Consider the following 23,094-nt stretch of genomic DNA (forward strand, 5'->3'; position numbering starts at 1 on the left):
TCATTGGGGGCTGTTCAGCCCTCGACCGTGATACCCATCGAGCGGGCCGTGCCCGCGATGATCTTCGACGCGGCGTCGAGGTCGTTCGCGTTGAGGTCCTCGAGCTTGGTCTGGGCGATCTCGCGCACCTGGTCGGCGGTGATCTTCGCGACCTTGACGGTGTGCGGCGTGGCCGAGCCCTTCTGCACGCCCGCGGCCTTCTTGATGAGCTCCGCGGCCGGCGGGGTCTTCGTCACGAACGTGAACGAACGGTCCTCGTAGACCGTGATCTCCACGGGGATGACGTTGCCGCGCTGCGACTCGGTCGCGGCGTTGTAGGCCTTGCAGAACTCCATGATGTTCACGCCGTGCTGACCGAGCGCGGGGCCGATCGGCGGGGCGGGCGTCGCCGCACCGGCCTGGATCTGGAGCTTGATGAGGCCGGAGACCTTCTTCTTGGGAGGCATGACTCTTCCCTGTCTTTCTTCTCGTGGACCGACGCCGTGGGCGATGACCCGGTTGCAGTACTGCGCTCACGCAGGAGCGGCGCGTGCCGCCCTCGCGTCAGATCTTGGCGACCTGGTTGAACGACAGCTCGACCGGGGTCTCCCGGCCGAAGATGGAGACGAGGACCTTGAGCTTCTGGTTCTCGACGTTGATCTCGGAGATCGTGGCGGGCAGCGTGTCGAACGGGCCGTCCGTGACGGTGACCGACTCGCCGACCGTGAAGTCGACCTCGACGGGAGCCTTCGCGGTGGCCTGGGCGGGCTTGCCGGGCTCCGGGGCGGGTGCCAGCATCGGCGCGAGCATCGAGAAGACCTCGTCGAGCGTCAGCGGCACGGGCTGGTGGGTGTGGCCGACGAAGCCGGTGACACCGGGCGTGTGGCGCACGGCGCCCCACGACTCGTCGGTGAGGTCCATGCGGACGAGGACGTAGCCGGGGATGCGCACGCGTCGGACGATCTTCTTCTGCGCGTTCTTGATCTCGGCCACCTCCTCCATGGGGACCTCGATCTGGAAGATGTAGTCCTCCATGTTCAGGCTCTGGATGCGGTTCTCCAGGTTGGCCTTCACACGGTTCTCGTAGCCCGCGTAGGAGTGGATGACGTACCAGTCGCCGAGCTGCGTGCGCAGCGTGCGCTTGAACTCCGCGACCGGGTCCTCGATGACGTCGCCGTCCTCGTCGACCGGGCGCTCGTCCTCGTCCTCGGACTCGTCAGCGGCGAGCTCGTCGTCCGACGCGTCCTCGTCGTCCGAGGCGTCCTCGACCGTCTCGTCAGCCTCGTCGACCGCCGGGACGTCCGTGGTCTCCTCGACGTCGTCCTGGGCACCCTCGGGCTGCGTCGGGTCGACGTTCTCCGTCTGGTCCAGCGACTCCTGGGACACGAACGAACCTGCTTTCTGACGAACTGCTCGATGACTTCTTCTGGAAGCGCCGACGGCGCCCCGAGGGGCGCCGGCTGCCGTGGTGGGGCCCGGCGTGACCGGGCGGAGGTGCGCTCGCTAGCCGAAGACCCACATGACGGCCTTGCCGATCCCGAGGTCGAGAACGGTCACGAACGCCATGACCACGACCACGAAGACCAGGACCACCGTCGTGTAGGTGATGAGCTCCGACCGCGTCGGGGTGACGACCTTGCGGAGCTCGGCGACGACCTGGCGCACGAACAGGGCGATGCGCGCGAAGATGTTGGGCTTCTTGTCCGCGGACGGACCGCCCTTCTTCTTCACCTCGTCGGCGCGTGCGCCGCCTGCACCCACGGCCTCTGACGGCGATTCGCTCACTCGTTCTTCCCCATCGCTCACGTACGGGACCTGCTCGAACCCTCGGTGCGACCCGGTGCCGGGCCGCGCGCGGTTCCCGGGAAGGTCCCACGAGAGCCACGCCGTGCAGGGTAGACAGGACTCGAACCTGCAACCTGCGGTTTTGGAGACCGCTGCGCTACCAATTGCGCCACTACCCTTCGTGCTCGACGACGCCGTACGAGCCCCGGCCACGAGACGAGAACACGTCTCACGGGCGCGGACCAGCGTGGCGGGCGTCAACCACCGAGGGATCACTGTACGCGACGCGAGGCCCCTGGTCGAACCGCCGTCCACCGATCGGTGGACACGAGGTCCGGACGAACGGCCGTCGCGGGCGAGAGGCCCGCGGGGACAGGCTGGTCCCATGACGACGACACCCCATCTCACCGGCTCCCGTGCCGCCGGTCAGGGACCGAGCGGCCCGGCCGTGGACGTGCGCGGGCTGCGCAAGGCCTACGGCGCCAAGCAGGCGGTCGACGGTATCGACCTCCGGGTCGAGCGCGGCGAGATCTTCGCGGTCCTCGGACCCAACGGCGCCGGCAAGACGACGACCGTCGAGATCCTCGAAGGGTTCCGCCGCCGCGACGCGGGCGAGGTCCGCGTGCTCGGCGAGGACCCGCAGACCGCGGGCCGCGCGTGGCGCTCGCGCATCGGCGTCGTGCTCCAGGACTCGCGCGACCAGGCCGAGCTCACCGTCGCCGAGATCGTCCGCCACTTCGCGACGTTCTACCCCGCGCCGCGCGACCCCGACGAGGTGATCGACGCCGTCGGGCTGCGCGAGAAGGCCCGGACCCGCACGCGCCAGCTCTCCGGCGGCCAGCGTCGCCGCCTGGACGTCGCGCTCGGCATCGTCGGGCGTCCGGAGCTGCTGTTCCTCGACGAGCCGACGACGGGCTTCGACCCGCAGGCACGCCGCGCGTTCTGGGCGCTCGTGCGCTCGCTGCGCGAGGACGGCACGACGATCCTGCTCACCACGCACTACCTGGACGAGGCCGCGCATCTGGCCGACCGTGCCGCCGTCGTGCGCGCGGGCGGGGTCGTCGCGCTCGACGCGCCCGACCGCCTCGGTGGCCCGGACGCGCGCCGGCCGGAGGTCCGCTGGCTCGACGACGGCGCCTGGCGGTCGGAGCGCACCGACTCCCCCACCGCGCTCGTCGCGTCCCTCGCCGCGCGGTACGCCGGACCCGACGGCGAGGTCCCCGGCCTCGCGGTGACCCGCCCGAGCCTCGAGGACGTCTACCTCGAGCTTATCGGCGAGCCGGCCACGGCGCCCGCCGCCGCGCCTGCCCGCACGACCGCACACAGGTCCCTCGACGCGCCCGCCGAGGACCCCACGCCCGACGGCACGACCGCCGTCGTCCCCGAGGAGGCCCGCCCGTGACCACCGCCCCGACCGCCGCCCGGTCCACGCGCTCCGCCCGACCCGTGGCCCTTCCCGGCGCCGGCCGGCTGGGGCTCGAGCGCACCCGCGCCGAGCTGCACGCGTTCTTCCGCGAGCGCGACGCCGTGATCTTCATCTTCACGTACCCGCTCATCATGCTCGCGATCTTCGCGACCGTGTTCGACGGGCAGGACCAGGGCTCGGCCGCCTACTCCGTGCCGTTCGCGCAGTACTTCCTGCCCGGCATGATCGCGACCGGCGTCATGCTCACGAGCTTCCAGTCCCTCGCGATCTCCATCGCGGTCGAGCGCGACGACGGCTCGCTCAAGCGTCTGCGCTCCACCCCGCTGCCGCCGTCCGCGTACTTCTACGGCAAGATCGGGCTCGTCCTGTTGACGTCGGTGGTACAGACGGGTCTGCTCCTTCTGCTCGCCGCGACGGTCTACGACGTCCCCATGCCGTGGGAGATGCCGGACGGCGGCGCGCGCCTCGCGACGTTCGCGTGGGTGTTCGTGCTCGGGTGCGCCACCGGCGCCGTGTGCGGCGTGGCGTTCTCGTCGCTGCCGCGGTCCGGCAAGTCCGCGACGGCGGTCGTCACGCCCGTCGTGCTCGTTCTCCAGTTCATCTCCGGGGTCTTCTTCGCGTTCTTCGCGCTGCCGTCCTGGATGCAGACCGTCGCGTCGCTGTTCCCCCTCAAGTGGATGGCGCAGGGCATGCGCTCGGTGTTCCTCCCGGAGCAGGCGGCGGCGCTCGAGCCGTCGGGGTCGTGGCAGCACGGCGCGACCGCTGCTGTACTGGTCGCATGGCTGGTCGTGGGGCTCGTGGTCGGTGCACGCTCGTTCCGGTGGCGGCGCCGTGACGACGGCTGAGACGCCGCCACCGGGCGGGGCGGCCGCCGGGGTGGTCGACGGGACGGCCGCCGACGCCGCGACCGCCGAGCTCGACGGCACGTGGGCCCGCGACGTGCGCTGGTGGGACGTGGCGTTCTACGTCATCGTCGTGCTCAGCGCACTCGCGCTGCTCGCGGCGGGCGTCAGCGGGAGGGCGCTGCTCGTGTCCCTGGCGGCGGTCGCGACGATCCTCGTGACCTACCTCGCCTGGGGGCGGCGGGCGGCGCGCACCCGCGACCAGGTGCCGGCCCACGTCTACCTCGTCGTCGCGATCGCGTGCACGCTCGTCGTCGTCGGGCAGGACGCGCTCGGCACGCTCCTGCTGTTCGCGGTGTTCACGCAGATCTGGATGCTGTCGGAGCACCTGTGGGCCCAGGTGGTGCTGTGCGTCGCGCTCGCGGCCGGCACGGCGCTCGCGCTCGCGTTCGACCCGCAGACGGGGCGGGTCGAGCCCGAGGAGCTCGCGAGCGCCGCGCCCCAGATGGGCGTCGCGCTCGCGTTCGCGCTGAGCCTCGGGCTGTGGACTGCGCACACGCTCCGGCAGTCGGAGCGCCACGCGCGGCTCGTCGACGAGCTGCGCGCCACGCAGGCCGAGCTCGGCCGGGCCTCGCACGAGGCGGGGGTGCTCGCCGAGCGCGAGCGCGTCGCCCAGGAGATCCACGACACGCTCGCCCAGGGGTTCACGAGCGTCGTCATGCTCGCGCAGGCCGCGAGCGCCGACCTCGACCGGGACGCCACCGACGCCGCGCGCGAGCGGCTCGCGCTCGTGGAGTCGACGGCACGCGACAACCTCGCGGAGGCGCGCGCGCTCGTCGCCGCGTCGGCGCCCGCGCCGCTGCAGGGCAGCACGCTCGGGGAGGCGCTGCGCCGGCTCGTGGACCGGTTCGCGGACGAGACGGGCACGCGCGTCGAGCTCGCCGCGCCGGAGTCGCCGCGACTGTCGAGCGCGGAGGACGTCGTCCTGCTGCGGTCGGCGCAGGAGGCGCTCACGAACGTCCGGCGGCACGCGGACGCGACGGCCGTGCGCGTCGAGCTCCGGCAGGACGCGGACGGGACGGTCCTCGAGGTGACCGACGACGGGCGCGGCCTGCCCGTCGACGCGTCGGGGTTCACGGAGGGCTACGGGCTGCGGGGCATGCGGGAGCGCGTGGCGGCGGAGGGCGGGCGCCTCGAGGTCGGGCCGAGGCCCGGGGGCGGGACGCGCGTCGCGGTCCGCCTGCCCGCCGGTACCCGCCCCGCCGACCCCGCCGGGGTACGGCCCGCGGCGACGTCGCGGACGGGAGGCCCGCGATGAGCCCGGCCGGGAACGGCGTCGTGCGGGTCCTCGTCGTCGACGACCACCCGGTCGTGCGCTCGGGGATCATCGGCATGCTGGCCGCCGAGCCCGACCTCGAGGTGGTCGCCGAGGCGGGCGACGGCGAGCAGGCGGTGGCGCTCGCGCGCGACCTGTCGCCCGACGTCGTGCTCATGGACCTGCGCATGCCCGTGCTCGACGGCGTCGGCGCGACGGCGGCGCTCGTCGGCGCCCCCGGCCGGGGCGCGGGGCGCGGCACCACACCGGCTCCGCGCGTCGTCGTGCTGACGACGTACGAGACCGACGCGGACATCCTGCGCGCGGTCGAGGCGGGCGCGACCGGCTACCTGCTCAAGGACACGCCGCGCGACGAGCTCGTCGCGGGAGTGCGCGCCGCGGCGCGGGGCCAGACGGTGCTCGCGCCGAGCGTCGCGACCCGGCTCGTCACGTCGGTCCGCGGGACGGAGCGCCTCACCGACCGCGAGATCGAGGTGCTGCGCCTGGTCGCGCGCGGGCTGTCGAACGCGGCGGTCGGGCAGGAGCTGTTCATCGCGGAGGCGACGGTCAAGACGCACCTGCTGCGCGCGTTCGCGAAGCTCGGCGTGGACGACCGCACGGCCGCCGTGACGGTCGCGATGCAGCGGGGGTTCCTCCCCGGGGCGTGACGTGACGTCCGGCGGTGACTCGGCCCAGCGTGACAGACTCCCCGTGTGCGAGACCTGGCGACGCTCCCCAAGGCCCACCTGCACCTGCACTTCACCGGGTCGATGCGCCCGGAGACGCTGCGCGACCTCGCCGCGCAGTACGGCGTGCGGCTCCCCCATGCGCTCGTCGACGGCGACCCGCTGCGGCTCCCGCCGACCGAGCGGGGTTGGTTCCGGTTCCAGCGCCTGTACGACGCCGCGCGCGCGTGCGTGCGCTCGGAGGCCGACATGCGGCGCATCGTGCTGGAGGCCGCGCAGGACGACGCCGCGGAGGGGTCGGGCCGGCTCGAGATCCAGGTGGACCCGACGTCGTACGCGCCGTTCGTCGGCGGCATCACCCCGGCGGTGGAGATCGTGCTCGACGCGGCGCGGTCCGCGAGCGCCGCGACGGGGACGGAGGTCGCGGTGGTCGTCGCGGCGTCGCGCATGCGGCACCCGCTCGACGCGCGCACGCTCGCGCGGCTCGCGGCGCAGTACGCGGGCGAGGGTGCGGGCGAGGTCGTCGGGTTCGGCCTGAGCAACGACGAGCGCCGCGGGGACACGGCGGAGTTCGCGCGCGCGTTCGCCATCGCGCGGCGGGCGGGGCTCGCGTCCGTGCCGCACGGGGGCGAGCTGCTGGGGCCGGCGCACGTGCACGAGGTCGTGCGCGAGCTCGTCCCGGACCGCCTCGGCCACGGCGTACGGTCCGCGGAGGACCGGCGCGTGCTGGACGACGTCGTGGACCGCGGGATCGCGCTCGAGGTGTGCCCCGCGTCGAACGTCTCGCTCGGCGTCTACGAGGACGCGGGTCAGGTGCCGCTCGGGGCGCTGGTCGACGCCGGGGCCCGCGTCGCGCTCGGCGCCGACGACCCTCTGCTCTTCGGCTCGCGGCTCGTCGCGCAGTACGAGACGGCGCGGCACGAGCACGGCTTCTCCGACGACGAGCTCGCCGGGCTCGCGCGGTCGTCGATCCGGGCGAGCCGCGCGTCGTCGGGCACGAGGCAGCGCCTGCTGGCCGGCGTCGACGACTGGCTCGCGGCCGGCTGACACCCGTTCTCTCATGTGCGTCTCATCCGCCTCTCGGATACTGAGGGCATGACTCGCCGGACCGTCGCGTGGCTCGTGGGAGCGCTCGTGCTCGTGCTCGGGGGCGCCGCGGCGGCCGGCGCGATCGCGTCGCGCCCGGCGGACCGCGAGGTCGGGGGCGCCGTGGTCGTGACCCCGGCCCCCGCGACCCCCTCGGAACCGGGGACGCCGACGGCCACCCCCGATCCCTCGCAGCCGACCGGCCCGCCCGACGACGACGATGACGACGACGACCGCGTCTCCCCCGCCCCGCCGTCGAGCGACGACGACGATGACGACGGGGACGACGACGGGGACGACGGATGAGCGGCTCGCAGCGCCGCGCCGGGCTGACCGTCCGCACGCGCATGCTCGCCGCGTTCCTCGGCCTGTCCGCCCTGGCGCTCGCCCTCGCCGGAAGCGCCGCCTGGTTCCTGCAGCGCGGGCAGATCGACGACCGCATCGACGAGAGCCTGACCCGCAGCGCGAACGAGCTCGCGACGCTCGCGTCGTCGGGCGTCAACCCCGTCTCGGGCGAGCCGTTCACGTCGCCCGAGGACGTCGTCGTCGCGTCCATGCAGCTGACCGTGCCCGCCCACCACGAGGGCGTCCTCGGGCTGCGTCAGGGCCGCACCCCGCTCGTCTCGCAGCAGGACGTCCGGCTGCGGCTGGAGGACGACGCCGAGCTCGTGGCCGCGGTGTCGCCGCTCGTGGGCGGCGACGACGTCGTGCTGCGCTCGCCGCGGACCGCGACGGCCGACTACCGCGTGCTCGTCGCGCCCGTCCGGTCGGTCGGCGGCGGCCCGGCGGCCCCCGCCCAGGAGCCCGCCGCCCTCGTCCTCGCCTACGACCGCTCGGCCGAGCACGCCGAGTTCGCGCAGGTCTTCCGGACGTACGCCGTCGTGGCGCTCGGCGCGCTCGTGCTCATCGGGGTGGTCGGGTGGGTCGTCGCCGGCCGCCTGCTCCAGCCGATCCGGACCCTGTCGCGCACGGCGCAGCGCATCGGCGAGACGGACCTGTCCGCCCGCATCCCCGTCACCGGCAACGACGACCTGTCCGACCTGTCGCGCACGGTCAACGGCATGCTCGACCGGCTCGAGGGGTCGTTCGACTCCCAGCGGCGGCTGCTGGACGACGTCGGGCACGAGCTGCGGACGCCGCTCACGGTCGTCCGGGGGCACCTCGAGCTCATGGACCCGCACGACGCCACGGATGCGTCCGAGACGCGCGACCTCGCGCTCGACGAGCTCGACCGCATGAACCGTCTCGTCGACGACCTCGTGACCCTCGCGACCGTCGGGCGACCCGACTTCGTCCGTCCCCTGGACACGGACCTCGGCCGGCTGCTCGACGACGTGCACGACAAGGTCCGGACGCTCGGCGACCGGCGCTGGCTCGTCGACGCGCGCGCCGACGTCGCCGTGCGCGCCGACGCGCAGCGCCTCACCCAGGCGCTCCTGCAGCTCGCGGCGAACGCCGTGAAGTTCTCGACGCCCGGGTCCGTCGTCGCGCTCGGCTCCGCGGTGTCCGACGACGGCGCGCGCGTGCGCGTGTGGGTCCGCGACGAGGGGGTCGGGATCGCGCCCGAGCAGCAGGGGCGGATCTTCGACCGGTTCGCCCAGGCGACGACGCCGGGCGCGGCCCACCCCGAGGGCGCCGGGCTCGGGCTCGCGATCGTCGCGGCGATCGCCGAGGGCCACGGGGGCCGGGTGCACGTCGCGTCGACTCCCGGCGTCGGGTCGACGTTCACGCTCGACCTCCCGCTCGTCCCCGTCGAGGCGCTGTCCGGGCGCCCGGACGCGGCCGACGACGCACCCGGCGGGGACGCACCGGGGTGGGTGGCGCCGACGGCGCCGACCGTGCCCAGCGTGCCGTCCGCCGCCACCCCGCACCTGCCCCCGCCGCCACCCGGCGACGACCCGGGCCCGCCGCCGACCGGACCGACCGCCGGCAGGCCCCCGCACACCGACCCCGACGGAAGGACCACCCGGTGAGCCAGATCCTCGTCGCGGAGGACGAGACCCGCATCGCCTCGTTCGTGGCCAAGGGCCTGCGCTCCGCAGGCTACGCGAGCACGACCGTGGCGACCGGGCGCGAAGCGTTCGACCTCGCCAGCACCGGCGACTTCGCGCTGCTCGTGCTCGACCTCGGCCTGCCCGACCAGGACGGCTTCACCGTGCTCCGCCGGCTGCGGGAGACGGGCAACGCCATCCCGGTCATCATCCTCACCGCGCGCACCTCGGTCACCGACACCGTCGCCGGGCTCGAGGGCGGCGCCGACGACTACATGGCCAAGCCGTTCCGCTTCGAGGAGCTCCTCGCGCGCATCCGCCTGCGCCTGCGCGGCGAACCCGCGGGCGAGGTCACCGTGCTCACGCACGGCGCCCTGAGCCTGGACCTGCGCACCCGCCGAGCCCGCACCACCGACCGCGAGGTCGACCTCTCGGCGCGCGAGTTCGCGCTCGCCGAGGCGTTCCTGCGCAACCCCGGGCAGGTGCTCAGCCGCGAGCAGCTCCTGTCGCGCGTGTGGGGGTACGACTTCGACCCCGGCTCGAACGTCGTCGACGTGTACGTGCGCTACCTGCGCAACAAGCTCGGGGCGGAGCACTTCATGACCGTGCGCGGCATGGGCTACCGGCTCGCCGGGTAGCGGCGCCGACCAGCCCCGCCGCGCGAGACCCCCGCACGGACGGCGACGCCCGGCCGCCCCACGACAGGTGGGGCGGCCGGGCGTCGCTGTCCCGGTGGGTCGGTCAGTCCGCCGACTGCGGCGACGGCGGCGTGACCGGGCTCGGCGGGGTGTTCGGCGTCTGCGGCGTGTTCGCCGAGCTCGCCGTGTTCGCCGTCGGCGGGGTGTTGGGGGTGTTCGGCGTCTGGGTCGTCACCGCCGACCCCGACGTCTCGGCCGTGACGGTGGTGATCGACGACCCGTTCTGGACGTCCGTCGGGCTCGGGGTGCTCGAGGCGGGGGCCGACGTCGGCGAGCCCGACGACGTGCTCACCTCGACCGACGGGGACACCGTGGCCGGCTCGGGGGCGTCGAACGCGCCCTGCGCCGAGGCGACCGTGGCCCCGATCCCGACGGCGCCGAGCGCCCCGGTGACGATCCACACGCTGCGTGCCTTCATGGTCCTGCTCCTTCGTCCGGTGGTGCGCACGACCCCTCGGCCGTGCATGGCTCGAGCCTCCCGCTCACGCGTGAGACGTCGAGGAGGTCCCGATGAGAGTGCTCTCAGAGAGCGGCGCGGCCGCGAGCAGCCGCTCCGCGACGCCCAACCAGGCGTCGCCGAGGTCGCGCGTCGTCGCACCCGACGCGAGCGACAGCACGACACCTGCCGCGCGCGCCCGCAGCGCACCCGGGTCGACGCGCTCGTCGAACACCGCGAGGCACCGCTGGACGAGCGCGCCCACGCCGCCGTAGACCGTCGGCGCGAGCGACGGGAGGACGGCGAGGTGCGCGACGAGGCACGCGAGGTCGTCCACGCGGTGCCCCGGGCCGAGCGTGTCGACGTCGAGAAGCGTCCCGACCCCCGTCCGGCCCGCGTCGAGCAGGACGTTCGCCTCGTAGAAGTCGCCGTGGGTCGCGACGACCGGTCCCGGGTCGCGCGTCGCGACCGCCTCGCGGACGGCGCCCACCACCCGGGCCACGCGCGCCGCGTCGAGCGCGTGCACCGCGAGCGCGGCCTCCCCGTAGTGCTCGACGCGCTCGGCCCAGCCCGGGCGGCGGCGCAGCGTCGTCGCCCGCAGCGGGAGCGCGTCGAGAGCGCGCACGAGGGCGTGCGGGTCGATCGCCGTGGGCTGCCCGGCGGGTCCGGCGGCAGCGAGGTGCTGGGCCAGCGACACGCCGTGCGCCTCCTCGAGGACGACGACGCCGTCGTCGCCCCAGTCGAGGCAGCGCGGGGCGCGCACCGGGGTCTCGCGCAGGAGGTCGTGGCGCCGCACGAGCGAGCGCACCCGGTCGGGCCGCACGACCTTCACGTAGAAAGTGCGGATCGACGTCCGGGCACGGACCACCGCGCGGCGCAGCGGGCGGTAGGCGACCATCTCGGCCGCCTCCACGGCCTCGCCGGGCTTGAGCACGTCGGCCGCGGCGAGCCGGCGGGTGAGCGCGTCGCGGTCGCACGCGGCGGCGAGGCCGGGCAGCAGCGGGTCGGCGGGGTGCCGCCACACGTGGACGACGCGCGGGCCGTCCGCGAGGCGGACCACGCCCGGGCCTGCGGCGTCGGGCGACAGGGGCGCCGTCGTCGCGAGCAGGTACTCGGCGGCGTCGACGGCGCCGGGCCCCGCGCCGGGGCGGGGCGCGAGCGCCCGGCGCGCGACGACGTCGTACCCGACCGTGACCTCGGCGCCGGGGCGCGCGTGCACCTGGTGGACGCGCCACGTGTCGAGGCTCGCGCCGTCGGCACCGAGCGCCACGGCGAGCAGCTCCCCCGCCTCGGGAGCGGTGAGCAGGTCGAGCCAGGCGCGCTGGTCGGGCGCGGGAGGGGCGAGCGTCATGGCGCCAGGGAACCTCGCTCGCGTGGCTCGGTTGTGAGACCGGGATGAGAGAGCTCTCATCCGGTCGGACGGTCCGGGGAGCGGGGGTCTTGACGGGGGCGAGGACCGCATGCCAATGTATCGATGTGTTGATACAAACGTCGGAGGAACCGCAGGGCGTCGACCTCTTCCTCCCTGCGGCCTACGACCTCGTGTGGACCGGCGCGGTCCTCGCCGTGCTCGTGGCGCTGGGCGCCGCCGTCGTGCTCGCCGTGCGGGCAGCGACCCGCACCCCCTCGCTCCACGGGCTCGCCGGGGACGACCCGGTGCGCCGCGCCGCCCGGCGCCACGCGACGACCGTGAGCGTCGCGGCGGCGACGGCCGCGGTCCTCGCCGGCGCCGTCGTCGCGCAGGCCGTCACGACCGCCGTCGGGGGCCTCGCGGAGGGCGTGCTCGTCGGCCTCTCCCCCGCGGTCGTCGGGCTGACGTTCCTCGGCGCGCACGCCGTGGGGGAACGCACCTGGCCCCGGCAACGGACCGCCGTCCGCGCGGCCACGCTCCGGCCCAGGACCGTCGACGACGTCGCGCCCCGGGGCCTGCGGCGCCTCACCTGGTCGCTCGGTGCGCTCGTCGTGCTGCTCGCCGGCGTCGGCGCGCTGACCGCCGGCGACGACGGCAGGTCGGTGACGCGCGTCCTCGGGGACACCACCTCGACGGCGAGCCCCTACCCCGGCGAGTTCTACGGCGTCTGGCTCGCGCTCGCGGCCGTGCTGCTCGTCGCGGGCGCCGAGGGCGTGCTGCGGCTCGTCGCGCGCCGCCCCGCCGTCGCCCAGGTCGACGAGACGTGGGACGTCGCCCTGCGGCGCGCGTCCGCGCACCGCGTGCTGCGCGGCGCCCAGCTCGCGCTCGGCCTCACCGCCGCCGGGACGGTCGGCGTCGGCGCGAACGCCGCGGCCCGGGCGGGCTACCCGGGTGCCGTCGTCCTCGTGGTCGCCGCGGTGGGCCTGGCGCTGGCAGCCGTCGCGGTCGTCGTGCAGCCCGCCCCGGAACCGGACGACCGGGCCGACGAACGGGCGGACGGGCGGACGGGCGTGCCGACGGCAGGGGCGGGCCGTGCCGCCCGCTGAGCTGCGCGTCGAGATCGACCTGCGGTCGGGGCTCGCGCCGTACGAGCAGATCCGGTCGCAGGTCGTCGCGCACGTCGCGGCCGGTCGGCTGGTCGTCGGCGACCGGCTCCCGACCATCCGCGCCCTCGCCACGGACCTCGGGCTCGCGCCCGGGACCGTGGCCCGCGCGTACCGCGAGCTCGAGGCGGCCGGGGTCGTCACGACGCGGCGCCGCGCCGGGACGGTCGTCGCCGACGGGGTCTCCCCCGGCGACGTCGCGGCGCGCCACGCCGCGCACGAGCTCGTCCGCGCGGGCCGGGAGGCGGGGCTGTCCGACGACGCGATCCTCGACGTCGTGCGCGGGGCGCTCCTCCACGATCCCCCCGGCGCCGCACCGACCGCGCGCTGAGGCCGACCCTGCCATGCCGGGCCCCGCTCCCCGACCGGCGCGGGCCACCCAACGGTCCGAGGCCGCCGAGCGTTCTCACGGACGACGGGTCACGTCACGACAGGGTCACGATCCGCCACCGGGCGCCGACACGAGCCTTCCGGGACCGGGACGCGGCGCATGATGATTCTCCGCGGTGGACGCCGCGGAGGCGCAAAGGGGGATCAGGTGGAGGACGGAGCCAACCGGGCGGGCGCGCGGGCGCGCGCGACTGCGGGGACGCGCACAGGGATCGCGTCGCACGACGCGCCGGCGGCGCGGTCGCAGAGCCGTGGTCCGGCACGGCACGGTGCACGGGCGGCGTCGCGCGCCGTCGTGACCGCGCTCGTCGCCGCGCTCGTGCTGGCGGGCTGCCAGGCCGGGCTGCCCGACCTCGAGCCTGGCCGGACGCCGTCCGCCACCGCCGACGGTCCCGCGACCACGGAGCCCGCGAGCCCGAGCCCGACGACGACCACGCCCGAGCCGGCCGAGCCACCGGCGGCCGAGCCGACCCCCGCCGAGACCCCGGCCCCCGAGCCGAGCACGCCGCCACCCGCACCGGAGCCGACCCCCGAGCCGCCGCCCGCTCCCGTCGAGCCCGCGGAGCTCGCCCGCGGCGCGACCGGGGAGCGTGTCGTCGCGCTCCAGCAGCGCCTCGCCGACCTCGGCTACTTCATCGGCGCGCCGGACGGCGACTTCGGCGGCGGCACGCAGCAGGCCGTGTGGGCGTTCCAGAAGGCCGCCGGCCTCTCGCGCGACGGCGTCGTCGGCCCCGCGACGCAGGCCGCGCTCGACCAGGGGGTCACGCCGCAGCCGCGCAGCGGGTCGGGCAAGGTCATCGAGATCGACCTCGACCGCCAGCTCCTCCTCGCCGTCGAGGACGGCCGGGTCGTCACGGTGGTCAACGCGTCGTCGGGCAACGGGGAGTCGTACGAGGCGAAGGGCCGGATCTACCGCGCGAGCACGCCGCGCGGCACGTTCCAGGTCGGCCGGCAGGTGGACGGCAACCACTCGTCCAGCCTCGAGCTCGGCGACATGTGGCGCCCCAAGTTCTTCACCGGAGGCATCGCGGTGCACGGGTCGGGCTCGATCCCGCCGTGGCCCGCCTCGCACGGCTGCGTGCGCGTCGCGAACTCCGCGATGAACTGGCTCTGGGACTCCTGGCACGCCGACCCAGGCACCACGGTCCTCGTCTACTGACCCACCACGCGCTGAGTGCGTGAAATAGTCGCGCCGACGGGGCCCGGACGCGACTATTTCACGCACTCAGCGGGGGAGCGTCAGAGGGAGACGCCGACGAGGACGGGCTCGGGGACGAGCTCGACGCCGAACGCGTCGACGACACCGTCGCGCACCGCGCGCGCCAGCTCGACCAGGTCGCCCGCGCTCGCGCCACCACGGTTCGTGAGCGCGAGCGTGTGCCGCGTCGACAGCCGCGCGAGGCTCGACGGACCGTGCACCCCGAAGCCCTTGGTGAACCCCGCGTGCTCGATCAGCCACGCCGCCGACGTCTTGACGAGGGTCGGGTCGATCTCGCCCAGGCTCGGGCCGGTCGTGCGGGCCGGCGTCGCCGAGCGCACCGGGTAGCGCGGCGCCTCCGCCGGGAGGAGGTCGGCCTGGTCCGCCGGGACGACGGGGTTGGTGAAGAACGACCCGGCGCTCCAGCGGTCGTGGTCGGGGGCGCCCTCCCCCGGCGTGGCGTCGGGCGAGCCGGGCTCACCGTCCGGGCCCACGCCGTCGAGCAGCATGCCCTTGCGCGCGCGGAGCGTGAGGACCGCGTCGCGCACGTCGGCGCTCGGGGCGCGGTCGCCGACCTGGACGCCGAGCGTGCGCGCGAGCTCCGGGTAGCCCACCGGCGCGGAGAGCGACCCGAGACGCGCCTGGAAGCCCACGTCGAGCACCACGTACCGCGGCGACGGGTACCACGGTCCGCCCCCCTCGTCGTCGTCCCCGGCTTGAACCGCCGCCGTCGCGTGCATGGTGCGCTTGAGCAGCGACGTGCGGTAGCCGAACGCGAGCTCGCCCAGCGCGAGCGTGCGCACGCGGGACCGCAGGCGGTCCCAGACGCGCACGGTCGAGACCACGCCCGCGACCTCCTGGCCGTACGCGCCGATGTTCTGGACGGGGGCGGCGCCGACCGTGCCTGGGATGCCCGAGAGCGCCTCGACGCCCACCCACTCCTCGGCGACGGCCCGCGCGACGAGCTCGTCCCAGTCCTGACCCGCCGGGGCGTGGAAGCTCGCGCCACCGCACGAGTCCTCCGCGTCCACCGTGATCCCGCGCCGCAGGTCGCGCACGACGACGCCGCCGAACCCCTCGTCGCCGACGAGCAGGTTCGACCCGCCGCCGATCACGAGGAGCGGTTCCCCGGCGTCGTCCGCGGCGCGCACCGTGTCGATCAGCTCGGCCTCGCTGTGCGCCTCGACGTACCGGTCCGCCGCGCCGCCCACGCGCAGCGTCGTCAGCTCGGCGAGGGACGGCGTGCCGACGGCCTCGGGGCGCAGCCCCGGCGCGGTCCGGACGATCTCGGGCAGGTCGCGCTCGACGGGGGCGGTGGGTTCGCAGGTCACCGCCCCAGCGTAGTTCGCCGCCGACCCGGGGTCAGTGGTCGGGCGTCTCCTGGGGGCGCTGGGCCGCCTGCTGGCCGGCCGAGCCGGCGGCGGTCGGCAGGGGGCGCGTCACACCGACCACGAGCAGCCCGACGACCACCGGGGCCGCGATCACGAGGAGCGCGGCGCGGTAGCCGACGTGCTCGGCGAGGAACCCGATGAGCGGCGGGCCCATGAAGAACGCGGAGTACCCGATCGTCGCGACGACGCTCACGCGCGCGGCCGCGCGCGCCGGGTCGTCGGAGGCCGCGCTCATCCCGACGGGGAAGCCGAGCGCGGCACCCATGCCCCACGCGACGACGCCGACCAGCGCGAGCCAGATGTTCGGCGAGAGCGTGAACAGCAGCAGCCCCACGAGCGCGAGCGCCCCTGATGCCCGCAGAACCACGACGCGCCCGTACCGGTCCAGCAGCCCCGTGCCGAGCAGGCGCATCCCGGTCATGGCCGTGAGGAACACGGCGAGACCGACGGCGCCCATCGCGTCGGACGTCTCGAACCCGTCGACGACGGCGAGGCCGACCCAGTCGTTCGCGGCGCCCTCGGTGAGCGCGGCGGCGAGCACGACGAGCCCGATGAGCAGCGTCCGCGGCTCCGTCCACGCGCTCAGGGCGCCGCGCGCGTTCTGCGACGCCGTGAGCGGAGCCCCGCTGCCGGCCGCGGCGGCGGGGTCCGCGCCCGCGGCGTCCTGGGACGCGTCGACGGCGACGTGGTCCACCTGACCGGCGGGGAGGAAGAACCGGACGCACCACAGGACGCCGAGGAGGCTCAGGACCACGGCGGCCGTGAGGTGCGCCTGGACCGGGACGTGCAGCGCGGCCATGAGGGCGCCGACGCCCGCGCCGGCCATCGTGCCGAAGGAGAAGCCGGCGTGGAAGCGCGGCATGATCGCCTTGCCGAGCCGTTGCTCGACCGCGGCCCCCTCGAGGTTCATCGCGGCGTCCCACACGCCGGTGCCGATCCCGGCGAGGAAGAGGCCGACGCGCACGACGACGTCCTCCCCCGTCGCCACCCCGGTGACGGCGGTGACGAGCCCGACGACGTTCGCGACCGCGAACAGCGTGACGGCCCTCGACGCGCCGAGCCGCTGGACGACCATGCCGGAGAGCGGGAGCGCGAGCAGCGACCCGACGGCCATGAAGAGCAGCAGGAGGCCCATCTGCGCCTCGGTGAAGCCGAGCGAGTCGCGGACCGCGGGCAGGCGGGACGCCCAGGTCGCGAAGTTGAACCCGTTGAGGAAGAAGACGGCGAAGACCGACCAGGTGGCGAGGGCGACGACGCGCTGGTCGGTGCGGGCGGGGGTCATGCGGAGGTCTCCTCGCGACGGTGCGACGGGCGGGTACGGGCACGGCGTGCGGCGCCGCGGTGGGTGCCGACGGCCGCCGAGGTGCGGGCCGAGGTCCGCCGCCGGAGCGGGCCGCGCGCGCGACGTGCGTCGTCACGACCGTCCGGGCCCGCTCCGTCCGAGGCCTCGCTCGGGTCGTCGGACGGGGCGTCGGCCGGGTGGTCGACGGCGGTCGGGGCGCCCACCGGTCCATCCTGCACCCCGGGCGCGCCCTCGTCGGCCGGACCCGACGCCGGGCGGGGCGCCCGTGCCCCGGGCGCGGCCGGGGTGCGCAGGGGCGCGACCTGGCGCGCGAGGAGGACGCTGACGACCATCGCGACCACGATGAGCACGAGCGCGTGGCGCGCGCCCATCGCCTCGGCGGCGAGACCGAGCAGCGGCGGGGCGGCGAGCGACGCCATCGACGCGAACGCCGAGACGACGGACACGCGGCTCGCGGCGCGCAGCGGCTCGTCGGACGCGGCGGCGATGCCGACGGGCACCGCGAGCGCCGCGCCGAAGCCCCAGAGCACGACCCCGACCCCGGCGAGCGGGAGCGTGGGCGCGAACCCGAAGAGCAGCAGCCCGGCGATCGAGGCGACGCCCGAGGCGCGGAGCACGGTGACGCGCCCGAAGCGGTCGATGAGGCGGGTGCCCGCGAGGCGCATGACGGTCATGGCCGCGACGAACGTGCCGAACACGACCGCGCCGACGGCCTCGGTCTGCGCGAACCCGTCGACGACGGCGAGCGAGAGCCAGTCGTTGGCAGAACCCTCGGACAGCGCGGCGGACAGGATGACGAGGCCGATGAGCAGCGTGCGCGGCTCGCGCCACGCCGAGAGCGCAGCCCCGAGCCGGGCTCCGCGGCGCGCGAGCCGGGCACGGAGCCCGGCCGTCTCGACGTCGACGACCGCGTCGCCGAGCGCCTCGACCGGGGCCGGCGAGACGGCACCCGGCGCAGGGGTCCGGGCGGGAAGGGTGTCGTGGACCGTGGCGGGGATCGCGGCGAGTCGCCAGACGGTCGCGATCGTGCCGGTCGCGACGAACTGGACGAGGACCGGGACCTGCGCGTGGGCGCACGCGGCTCCGACGAGCGAGCCGACGACGGCGCCGATGGAGAACGCGGCGTGGAACTGGGGCAGGATCGTGCGCCCGACGCGCCGTTCGATGCCCGCGCTCTCGACGTTCATCGGGACGTTGCCGAGGGAGAACGCCATGCCGTTGACGAAGATGCCCGCCGCGAGCAGGGCCACGGATCCGGTGGCGGGGCCGAGGCCGAGCAGCAGGAACGCCACCCCGAACAGCACCGCGGACACGCCGAACGCGACCCGACCGCCGAAGCGCGTGACGAAGGGCCCCGCGGCGGTGACCGTCGCGAGCGCGCCGACGGCCCCGGCGAGGAGCACGACGCCGAGGTCGGCGGGGGTGAGCCCGAGGGCGTCGCGCACCGAGGGGATGCGCGCGAGCCAGCTCGACATCATCACGCCGTTGAGCGCGAAGACGCCCAGCAGGACCCAGCGGGCCCGGGTCAGGGCGCGGGGGTCGGACAGGAGGTCGGTCGGTGACGGCGCAGCACCTCCTCGAATCGATTCGATCCGACGGACGAGGGTGCGCTTCGAATCGATTCGAGGCATGGTCACCAGTGTGCGGGTACGCTGGCCGCGCGTCAATCGAGAATCCCGCGCGCGCGGGAGGCAGGGAGCGTGATGAGCGACACCCCCGGGAACCGGGAGCCCGCGGCGGGACAGCCGGCCCACCGCCCCACGCTCGCGAAGGTCGCCGAGCTCGCGGGCGTCTCCGTCTCGACCGCGTCGCTCGCCTTCTCCGGCGCGGGGCCGATCACCCCGGAGACGCGGGCGCGCGTGCTCGACGCCGCGAAGGAGCTCGGGTACACCGGCCCCAACCCGCTCGGCCGCCAGCTCCGGTCCGGCCGGTCTGGCGTCGTCGGCGTCGTCGTCGGCGACCAGCTCCGCCGCGCGTTCCGGGACCCCGTCGCCGTCCAGGTGCTCGACGGCCTCGTCTCGACCCTCGGCGAGAACGGGCTCGGGGTGCTCCTCATCCCCGGCATCCCGTCCGACGACCCGGCCCGCGCCGTCGACCCCCTCGTCGAGAGCGCCGCGATGGACGTCGCCGTGCTCGTCTGGGGCGTGGGTTCGGACGACGCGACGCTCGCCGCCCTCCAGCGCCGCGGCGTGCCGGTCGTCATCGGGGAGGGGCGCGCCGTCGAGGGCACCCCGCTCGTCGCGATCCGCGACCGCGCCGGGACGGCCGACGTCGTGCGGCACCTCGTCGACCTCGGCCACACGCGCGTCGCGGAGGTCTCGCTCCCCCTCGACAACTCCGACCGCAGCGGCCCGATCGACGCGCAGCGGCTCGCCCAGGTGGACCGCACGCCGACGGCCAACCGGCTCGCGGGCGTGCGCGACGTCGTCGAGCCCGTCGCGAGCTGGGAGACCGAGGCGTCGCTCGTCGAGCACGGCCGCTCCGCCACGCTCGCCCTGCTGGGCAGCACCGCCGCGGACGGGACGACCGAGGCCGCCGACCCCGCGACGCGCCCGACCGCCGTGATCGCCCACTCCGACCTGCTCGCCGCGGGCGCGCTGCTCGCCGCGCGCGAGCTCGGCCTGCGCGTGCCCGACGACGTCTCGGTCGCCGGGTTCGACGGGCTCGACCTCCCGTGGCTCGCTCCCGACGTCCTCACGAGCGTCCACCAGCCGCTCGCCCGCAAGGGCTCCGAGCTGGGCCTCGCCGTGATCCGCCAGCTCGCGGGCGAGGCGCCGACGACGGTCGAGCTCGACGTGGAGCTGGTGGTGGGGACGACGACCGGCCCCGCCCCCACCACCTGACCCCGGACACCCAGGACCCGGGTCAGCCCAGCCGGCCGGGCTGCAACGGGTTCGCCCCCGCCGCGGCCATGAGGTACCACGACGTCGCGCCGACGTGCTGCACCTGGAAGTACCCGAACCCGAAGCCCGAGTCGATCAGGCTCGACGCCGCGACGACGCCCGACCGCTCCGGCAGCACGGCGCCACCGATCGTCTGACCTGCGCCGACCCCTTCTTGCGCGCCCTGCACCTCGCGCAGCAGGCCCTCGGCGCGGACCCGGTCGTCGTCCCGCTCGCAGCCCCGGCGCCCGCGCCGCCGGTCGTCGCGGTTCCCGCGCCCTCGTGCCCCGCGGTCCGCGAGCGCCGACGCGAGCTGCGCCGTCCCCTCGAGCCACACCCCCTGCTGGTGCACCGGCAGCCCGTTGTACGACGCGGTCGACGTGAGGCTCGCGCTCGAGAACGTCACGCCCTCGACGACCGTGCCCGCGGGGAGCTGCGACAGCCCCTCACCTGCGACGTCGCGCGCGGCCAGCGCGTCGTCCGCCCAGTCGAGCGCGCGGGCGTAGCGCCGCTCGCGCAGCGCGAGCCACCCCCACGTCTGCGGGTCCAGCGGGAGCGGGTCCCGGTTGATCTCGGTGCCGTCGTTCGTGCCGGTGTACAGGTAGCCGCCGTCGGGCTCCCACATGCGGTCGACGAACGCGCGCGCGTGCTCGGCGGCACGGCTCCAGCGTCGGTCGCGCGTCGCGGACCCGAGCTGGCGGAAGAACGCGACGCAGTCGACGTTGTGCTCGGTCGAGCCGTTGGGTATCGGGGCGTTCGCGCCGTCCACCCCGAACGAGAACCCGCCGAGGGGCGCCTGCGACCACGTGTTCGCGACGATCCACTCGCCGATCCGCCGCGCGGCGGCCAGGTAGCGCCGCTCGCGCGTCACCGCGTGGAGGTGCAGCAGGGCGATGCCCGGCCAGGCCATGTCTCCCACCGCCGTCCCGAGGAAGCCGAACTGCCACCCGACGTTCGCCGTGCCGTCGGGCAGGACGAGACCGTGCTCCTGCGGCGTGCCGTCGTAGAAGGTGTACGGCCCGACGTTGTACGCCTGGCGCAGCCGGCCGTCGTCGTGGTCGGGGTCGTTCTCGAGGGCGAACACGAGCCCGTCGCCGAGCGCCCGCGCGCGATCGAGGTGGCGCCGGCCCGCGGTGAGCGTCGCGAGCACCGCGAGGGCGTTGTCGTAGACGAACGCCGTCGAGAACAGGCCGAGCTGGTCGGCGTACGACTGGGCGAGGCGCGGGCCGGGGTTGACGTCGGGGTAGGCGTCGGTCGCCGCGGCGAGGAAGCCGTGGGCGCGCTGGACCGACGCCGCGCGGCCCCGCGCAGGGCCGCCGGCCGTCTGCCCGACGGCGCCCCTCACCGCGGGCAAGGTCGCGCCCGGTCGTGCTGCCGCCGGGCTCGCCGTGAGCCCGGCGAGCGCGAGCGCCCCGCCGAGCGCGAGGACCGTGCGCCGGTCGACGCCGCGAGCGAGCGCGGGGGCGTTCTCGCGACGGCCGGGTGCATGGGGTGCGGGTGGGCCGGCGTGCTGGGTCATGAGCGTCTCCTTCGACGTCGTCAGTGCGGCACGACGCACGCTAGTGGGAGCGTTCCCACGACGGAAGGGGGCATGCCGAGCTGAACCGTGCCGAATCTCCCGCCGCGCGTGCGTGCCGCACGTCTCGACCGGGACGACGAGGGCGCCGCACCCGGGGGTGCGGCGCCCTCGTGACGTCAGAAGTGCGTGGTCACCCAGGGCGACCGCGGTTCAGAGGCGGACGACCGCCTGCGTCTTGCCGAGCACGCGCGCGCCCTCGAAGGTGACCGTGAGGTCGACGCGGACGGTGCCGGCGTCGGCGTCGATCGTACCGACGGTCCCGGTGACCTCGAGCGTCGCGACGCCGGGGTTCGGCACCGGCACGGGGCGCGTGAAGCGCGTCTGGTAGTCGACGACGGCGCCCGGGTCGCCGGCCCAGTCCTCGACCAGCGCCACGGCGGCGCCCATGGTGAACATGCCGTGCGCGATGACGCCCGGCAGGCCGACCTCGGCCGCGAAGGCGTCGTTCCAGTGGATGGGGTTGAAGTCGCCGCTCGCGCCGGCGTATCGCACGAGGCGGGCGCGGTCGACCTCGACCGTGCGCGTACCGATCACGTCGCCGACGGTCAGATCGGTGAGAGCCGGGCGCGTGGGCGTCGGGGTCGCGTCGGTGCTCATGCGCCCTCCCCGCGGACGGCGAGGGTGGAGGTGACGGTCGAGACCGGCTCGGTGCCGCCGTCGGGCAGGGCCGCGGCGATCTCGCAGCGCGTGGTGACCATCGCGAGGCCGGCCCGCTCGACGATCGAGTCCACGTGCAGCACGGTCACGAGCTCGTCGCCCGCGACGATCGGCCGGTGGTGCGTGAAGCGCTCGTCCGCGTGGACGACGCGCGAGAAGTCGATGCCCGCCTCCGGGTCCTCGATGAGCTGCCCCTCCGCCCGCTGGGCGACGACGACCGCGAAGGTCGGAGGTGCGACGAGGTCCGGATAGCCCGCACCCCGCGCCGCCACGAGGTCGTGGTGCACGGGGTGGGTGGCGCCGACGGCGCCGGAGAACTCCCGCAGCTTCTCGCGTCCCACCGAGTACGGCGCGTTGGCGGGGTACTCGCGGCCGACGTAGGCCAGGTTGACGCTCACTGCGGGGCGCGGGCGCGGAGCCGGAGGCTCAGCGGGTCTCGCGGTGCGCGGTGTGCTTGCCGCAGCGCGGGCAGAACTTCGCGAGCTCCAGGCGGTCCGGGTCGTTGCGACGGTTCTTCTTCGTGATGTAGTTGCGCTCCTTGCAGTCCACGCAGGCCAGCGTGATCTTGGGGCGAACGTCAGCGCTCTTGCTTGCCACGGTTGTGAGCCACCTCTCGCGCCTCCGGAGGGCGCATGTGCTGTGCAGGTCGCACGACGCCGGCCGCCGTGCGAGTTGTCGAAAGTGGTAGCGGAGGCGGGGATCGAACCCGCGACCTCACGATTATGAGTCGTGCGCTCTAACCATCTGAGCTACCCCGCCGCGTGACTGAACGCGAGGCCGTCTCGCCAGTATTCCAGCAAGACGACCCCGCGTCACCACAGAGCCCCGAAAGGGAATCGAACCCTTGACCTTCTCCTTACCATGGAGACGCTCTGCCGACTGAGCTATCGGGGCAGCGCGGAAAACTTTACACGGAACACGGCGCCGAACGAAATC

The 23,094-nt window shown here is 75.2% G+C and carries 24 protein-coding genes and 3 tRNA genes; 12 read left to right on the plus strand and 15 right to left on the minus strand.

The genetic code is table 11. The features are described 5' to 3' along the window. Positions 1-14: 14 nt before the first annotated feature. From rplK to FIC82_RS16855, 4 genes are all read right to left on the minus strand, one after another. Positions 15-446, minus strand: a complete 432-nt coding sequence (gene rplK, locus FIC82_RS16840; RefSeq protein WP_047233799.1) for a 50S ribosomal protein L11 — start codon at positions 444-446, stop codon at positions 15-17. A 97-nt stretch (positions 447-543) separates the two neighbouring features. Further along, positions 544-1,365 (minus strand): transcription termination/antitermination protein NusG, encoded by an 822-nt coding sequence (gene nusG, locus FIC82_RS16845; protein ID WP_168732026.1) that lies wholly within the window; start codon positions 1,363-1,365, stop codon positions 544-546. A 117-nt stretch (positions 1,366-1,482) separates the two neighbouring features. Continuing rightward, entirely contained in the window at positions 1,483-1,710 is a 228-nt protein-coding gene (gene secE, locus FIC82_RS16850) for a preprotein translocase subunit SecE (RefSeq protein WP_052877722.1), read from the minus strand. A gap of 160 nt (positions 1,711-1,870) precedes the next feature. Then, positions 1,871-1,943 (minus strand) — tRNA-Trp (locus FIC82_RS16855). 206 nt (positions 1,944-2,149) lie between these two features. On the opposite strand from FIC82_RS16855, the gene FIC82_RS16860 reads away from it, so the two are divergent. From FIC82_RS16860 to FIC82_RS16895, 8 genes are read left to right on the plus strand one after another with little or no spacing between them, the layout of a single operon-like run. Further along, positions 2,150-3,166, plus strand: coding sequence for an ABC transporter ATP-binding protein (locus FIC82_RS16860; RefSeq protein ID WP_154799257.1), 1,017 nt, complete (start codon positions 2,150-2,152; stop codon positions 3,164-3,166). Next, complete coding sequence (locus FIC82_RS16865) at positions 3,163-4,035, plus strand: ABC transporter permease (RefSeq protein ID WP_168732027.1); 873 nt, start codon at positions 3,163-3,165, stop codon at positions 4,033-4,035. The genes FIC82_RS16860 and FIC82_RS16865 overlap by 4 nt, the downstream gene beginning before the upstream one ends. Next, positions 4,022-5,350 carry a sensor histidine kinase gene (locus FIC82_RS16870; protein WP_253691237.1) on the plus strand — a complete coding sequence of 443 codons (1,329 nt, stop codon included), beginning with the start codon at positions 4,022-4,024 and terminating at the stop codon, positions 5,348-5,350. Before FIC82_RS16865 ends, FIC82_RS16870 begins: the two co-directional genes overlap by 14 nt. Further along, complete coding sequence (locus tag FIC82_RS16875; RefSeq protein ID WP_154799259.1) at positions 5,347-6,015, plus strand: response regulator; 669 nt, start codon at positions 5,347-5,349, stop codon at positions 6,013-6,015. Before FIC82_RS16870 ends, FIC82_RS16875 begins: the two co-directional genes overlap by 4 nt. A 45-nt stretch (positions 6,016-6,060) precedes the next feature. Further along, positions 6,061-7,080, plus strand: a complete 1,020-nt coding sequence (locus FIC82_RS16880) for an adenosine deaminase (RefSeq protein ID WP_168732028.1) — start codon at positions 6,061-6,063, stop codon at positions 7,078-7,080. 48 nt (positions 7,081-7,128) lie between these two features. Further along, positions 7,129-7,425, plus strand: a complete 297-nt coding sequence (locus FIC82_RS16885; RefSeq protein WP_154799260.1) for a hypothetical protein — start codon at positions 7,129-7,131, stop codon at positions 7,423-7,425. Next, the gene (locus FIC82_RS16890; RefSeq protein ID WP_253691238.1) at positions 7,422-9,092 is read left to right on the plus strand and encodes a sensor histidine kinase; all 1,671 of its coding nucleotides are present in this window, start codon (positions 7,422-7,424) and stop codon (positions 9,090-9,092) included. Before FIC82_RS16885 ends, FIC82_RS16890 begins: the two co-directional genes overlap by 4 nt. Continuing rightward, positions 9,089-9,748: a response regulator transcription factor gene (locus tag FIC82_RS16895; protein WP_168732029.1), complete on the plus strand. Its 660-nt coding sequence runs from the start codon at positions 9,089-9,091 to the stop codon at positions 9,746-9,748. Before FIC82_RS16890 ends, FIC82_RS16895 begins: the two co-directional genes overlap by 4 nt. Positions 9,749-9,851: 103 nt before the next feature. On the opposite strand, the gene FIC82_RS16900 is transcribed toward FIC82_RS16895, so the two are convergent. Both FIC82_RS16900 and FIC82_RS16905 read right to left on the minus strand, forming a co-directional pair. Continuing rightward, complete coding sequence (locus FIC82_RS16900) at positions 9,852-10,226, minus strand: hypothetical protein (RefSeq protein ID WP_154799261.1); 375 nt, start codon at positions 10,224-10,226, stop codon at positions 9,852-9,854. Between the two features lie 64 nt (positions 10,227-10,290). Continuing rightward, entirely contained in the window at positions 10,291-11,595 is a 1,305-nt protein-coding gene (locus FIC82_RS16905) for an aminoglycoside phosphotransferase family protein (protein WP_154799262.1), read from the minus strand. A 128-nt stretch (positions 11,596-11,723) separates the two neighbouring features. Here FIC82_RS16905 and FIC82_RS16910 point away from each other — a divergent pair, with 128 nt between their 5' ends. The 3 genes from FIC82_RS16910 (at position 11,724) to FIC82_RS16920 (ending at position 14,307) form a co-directional block, all read left to right on the plus strand. Then, positions 11,724-12,701: a hypothetical protein gene (locus tag FIC82_RS16910; RefSeq protein WP_154799263.1), complete on the plus strand. Its 978-nt coding sequence runs from the start codon at positions 11,724-11,726 to the stop codon at positions 12,699-12,701. Next, on the plus strand, positions 12,688-13,089 hold the full coding sequence (locus FIC82_RS16915; RefSeq protein WP_168732030.1) for a GntR family transcriptional regulator: 402 nt from the start codon (positions 12,688-12,690) through the stop codon (positions 13,087-13,089). The genes FIC82_RS16910 and FIC82_RS16915 overlap by 14 nt, the downstream gene beginning before the upstream one ends. Before the next feature lie 207 nt (positions 13,090-13,296). Beyond that, positions 13,297-14,307 carry a L,D-transpeptidase family protein gene (locus FIC82_RS16920; RefSeq protein ID WP_253691239.1) on the plus strand — a complete coding sequence of 337 codons (1,011 nt, stop codon included), beginning with the start codon at positions 13,297-13,299 and terminating at the stop codon, positions 14,305-14,307. 80 nt (positions 14,308-14,387) lie between these two features. On the opposite strand, the gene FIC82_RS16925 is transcribed toward FIC82_RS16920, so the two are convergent. The 3 genes from FIC82_RS16925 to FIC82_RS16935 all read right to left on the minus strand — a co-directional run bounded on the left by FIC82_RS16925 (position 14,388) and on the right by FIC82_RS16935 (position 18,671). Beyond that, positions 14,388-15,641 (minus strand): UDP-N-acetylmuramate dehydrogenase, encoded by a 1,254-nt coding sequence (locus tag FIC82_RS16925; RefSeq protein WP_418884362.1) that lies wholly within the window; start codon positions 15,639-15,641, stop codon positions 14,388-14,390. 67 nt (positions 15,642-15,708) lie between these two features. After that, a complete protein-coding gene (locus tag FIC82_RS16930; RefSeq protein ID WP_154799264.1) occupies positions 15,709-17,019 on the minus strand; it encodes an MFS transporter in 1,311 nt (436 codons plus the stop codon). Beyond that, on the minus strand, positions 17,016-18,671 hold the full coding sequence (locus FIC82_RS16935) for an MFS transporter (protein ID WP_154799265.1): 1,656 nt from the start codon (positions 18,669-18,671) through the stop codon (positions 17,016-17,018). The genes FIC82_RS16930 and FIC82_RS16935 overlap by 4 nt, the downstream gene beginning before the upstream one ends. Before the next feature lie 72 nt (positions 18,672-18,743). Here FIC82_RS16935 and FIC82_RS16940 point away from each other — a divergent pair, with 72 nt between their 5' ends. Further along, positions 18,744-19,883 (plus strand): LacI family DNA-binding transcriptional regulator, encoded by a 1,140-nt coding sequence (locus tag FIC82_RS16940; protein WP_154799266.1) that lies wholly within the window; start codon positions 18,744-18,746, stop codon positions 19,881-19,883. A 22-nt stretch (positions 19,884-19,905) separates the two neighbouring features. Here FIC82_RS16940 and FIC82_RS16945 read toward each other — a convergent pair whose 3' ends face one another. The 6 genes from FIC82_RS16945 to FIC82_RS16970 form a co-directional block, all read right to left on the minus strand. Beyond that, positions 19,906-21,441, minus strand: coding sequence for a Tat pathway signal sequence domain protein (locus tag FIC82_RS16945; protein WP_154799267.1), 1,536 nt, complete (start codon positions 21,439-21,441; stop codon positions 19,906-19,908). Positions 21,442-21,651: 210 nt separating this feature from the next. Further along, positions 21,652-22,098 (minus strand): MaoC family dehydratase, encoded by a 447-nt coding sequence (locus FIC82_RS16950; RefSeq protein WP_154799268.1) that lies wholly within the window; start codon positions 22,096-22,098, stop codon positions 21,652-21,654. Further along, positions 22,095-22,556: an FAS1-like dehydratase domain-containing protein gene (locus tag FIC82_RS16955; RefSeq protein WP_154799269.1), complete on the minus strand. Its 462-nt coding sequence runs from the start codon at positions 22,554-22,556 to the stop codon at positions 22,095-22,097. Before FIC82_RS16955 ends, FIC82_RS16950 begins: the two co-directional genes overlap by 4 nt. Before the next feature lie 28 nt (positions 22,557-22,584). Further along, positions 22,585-22,755 (minus strand): 50S ribosomal protein L33, encoded by a 171-nt coding sequence (gene rpmG, locus FIC82_RS16960; RefSeq protein ID WP_021482899.1) that lies wholly within the window; start codon positions 22,753-22,755, stop codon positions 22,585-22,587. 85 nt (positions 22,756-22,840) lie between these two features. Continuing rightward, a tRNA-Met gene (locus FIC82_RS16965) sits at positions 22,841-22,917 on the minus strand. Between the two features lie 62 nt (positions 22,918-22,979). Next, positions 22,980-23,052 (minus strand) — tRNA-Thr (locus tag FIC82_RS16970). Positions 23,053-23,094 lie beyond the last annotated feature (42 nt).

Origin of the sequence: Cellulosimicrobium protaetiae, from assembly GCF_009708005.2 — a bacterium.
Lineage (GTDB): Bacteria > Actinomycetota > Actinomycetes > Actinomycetales > Cellulomonadaceae > Cellulosimicrobium > Cellulosimicrobium protaetiae.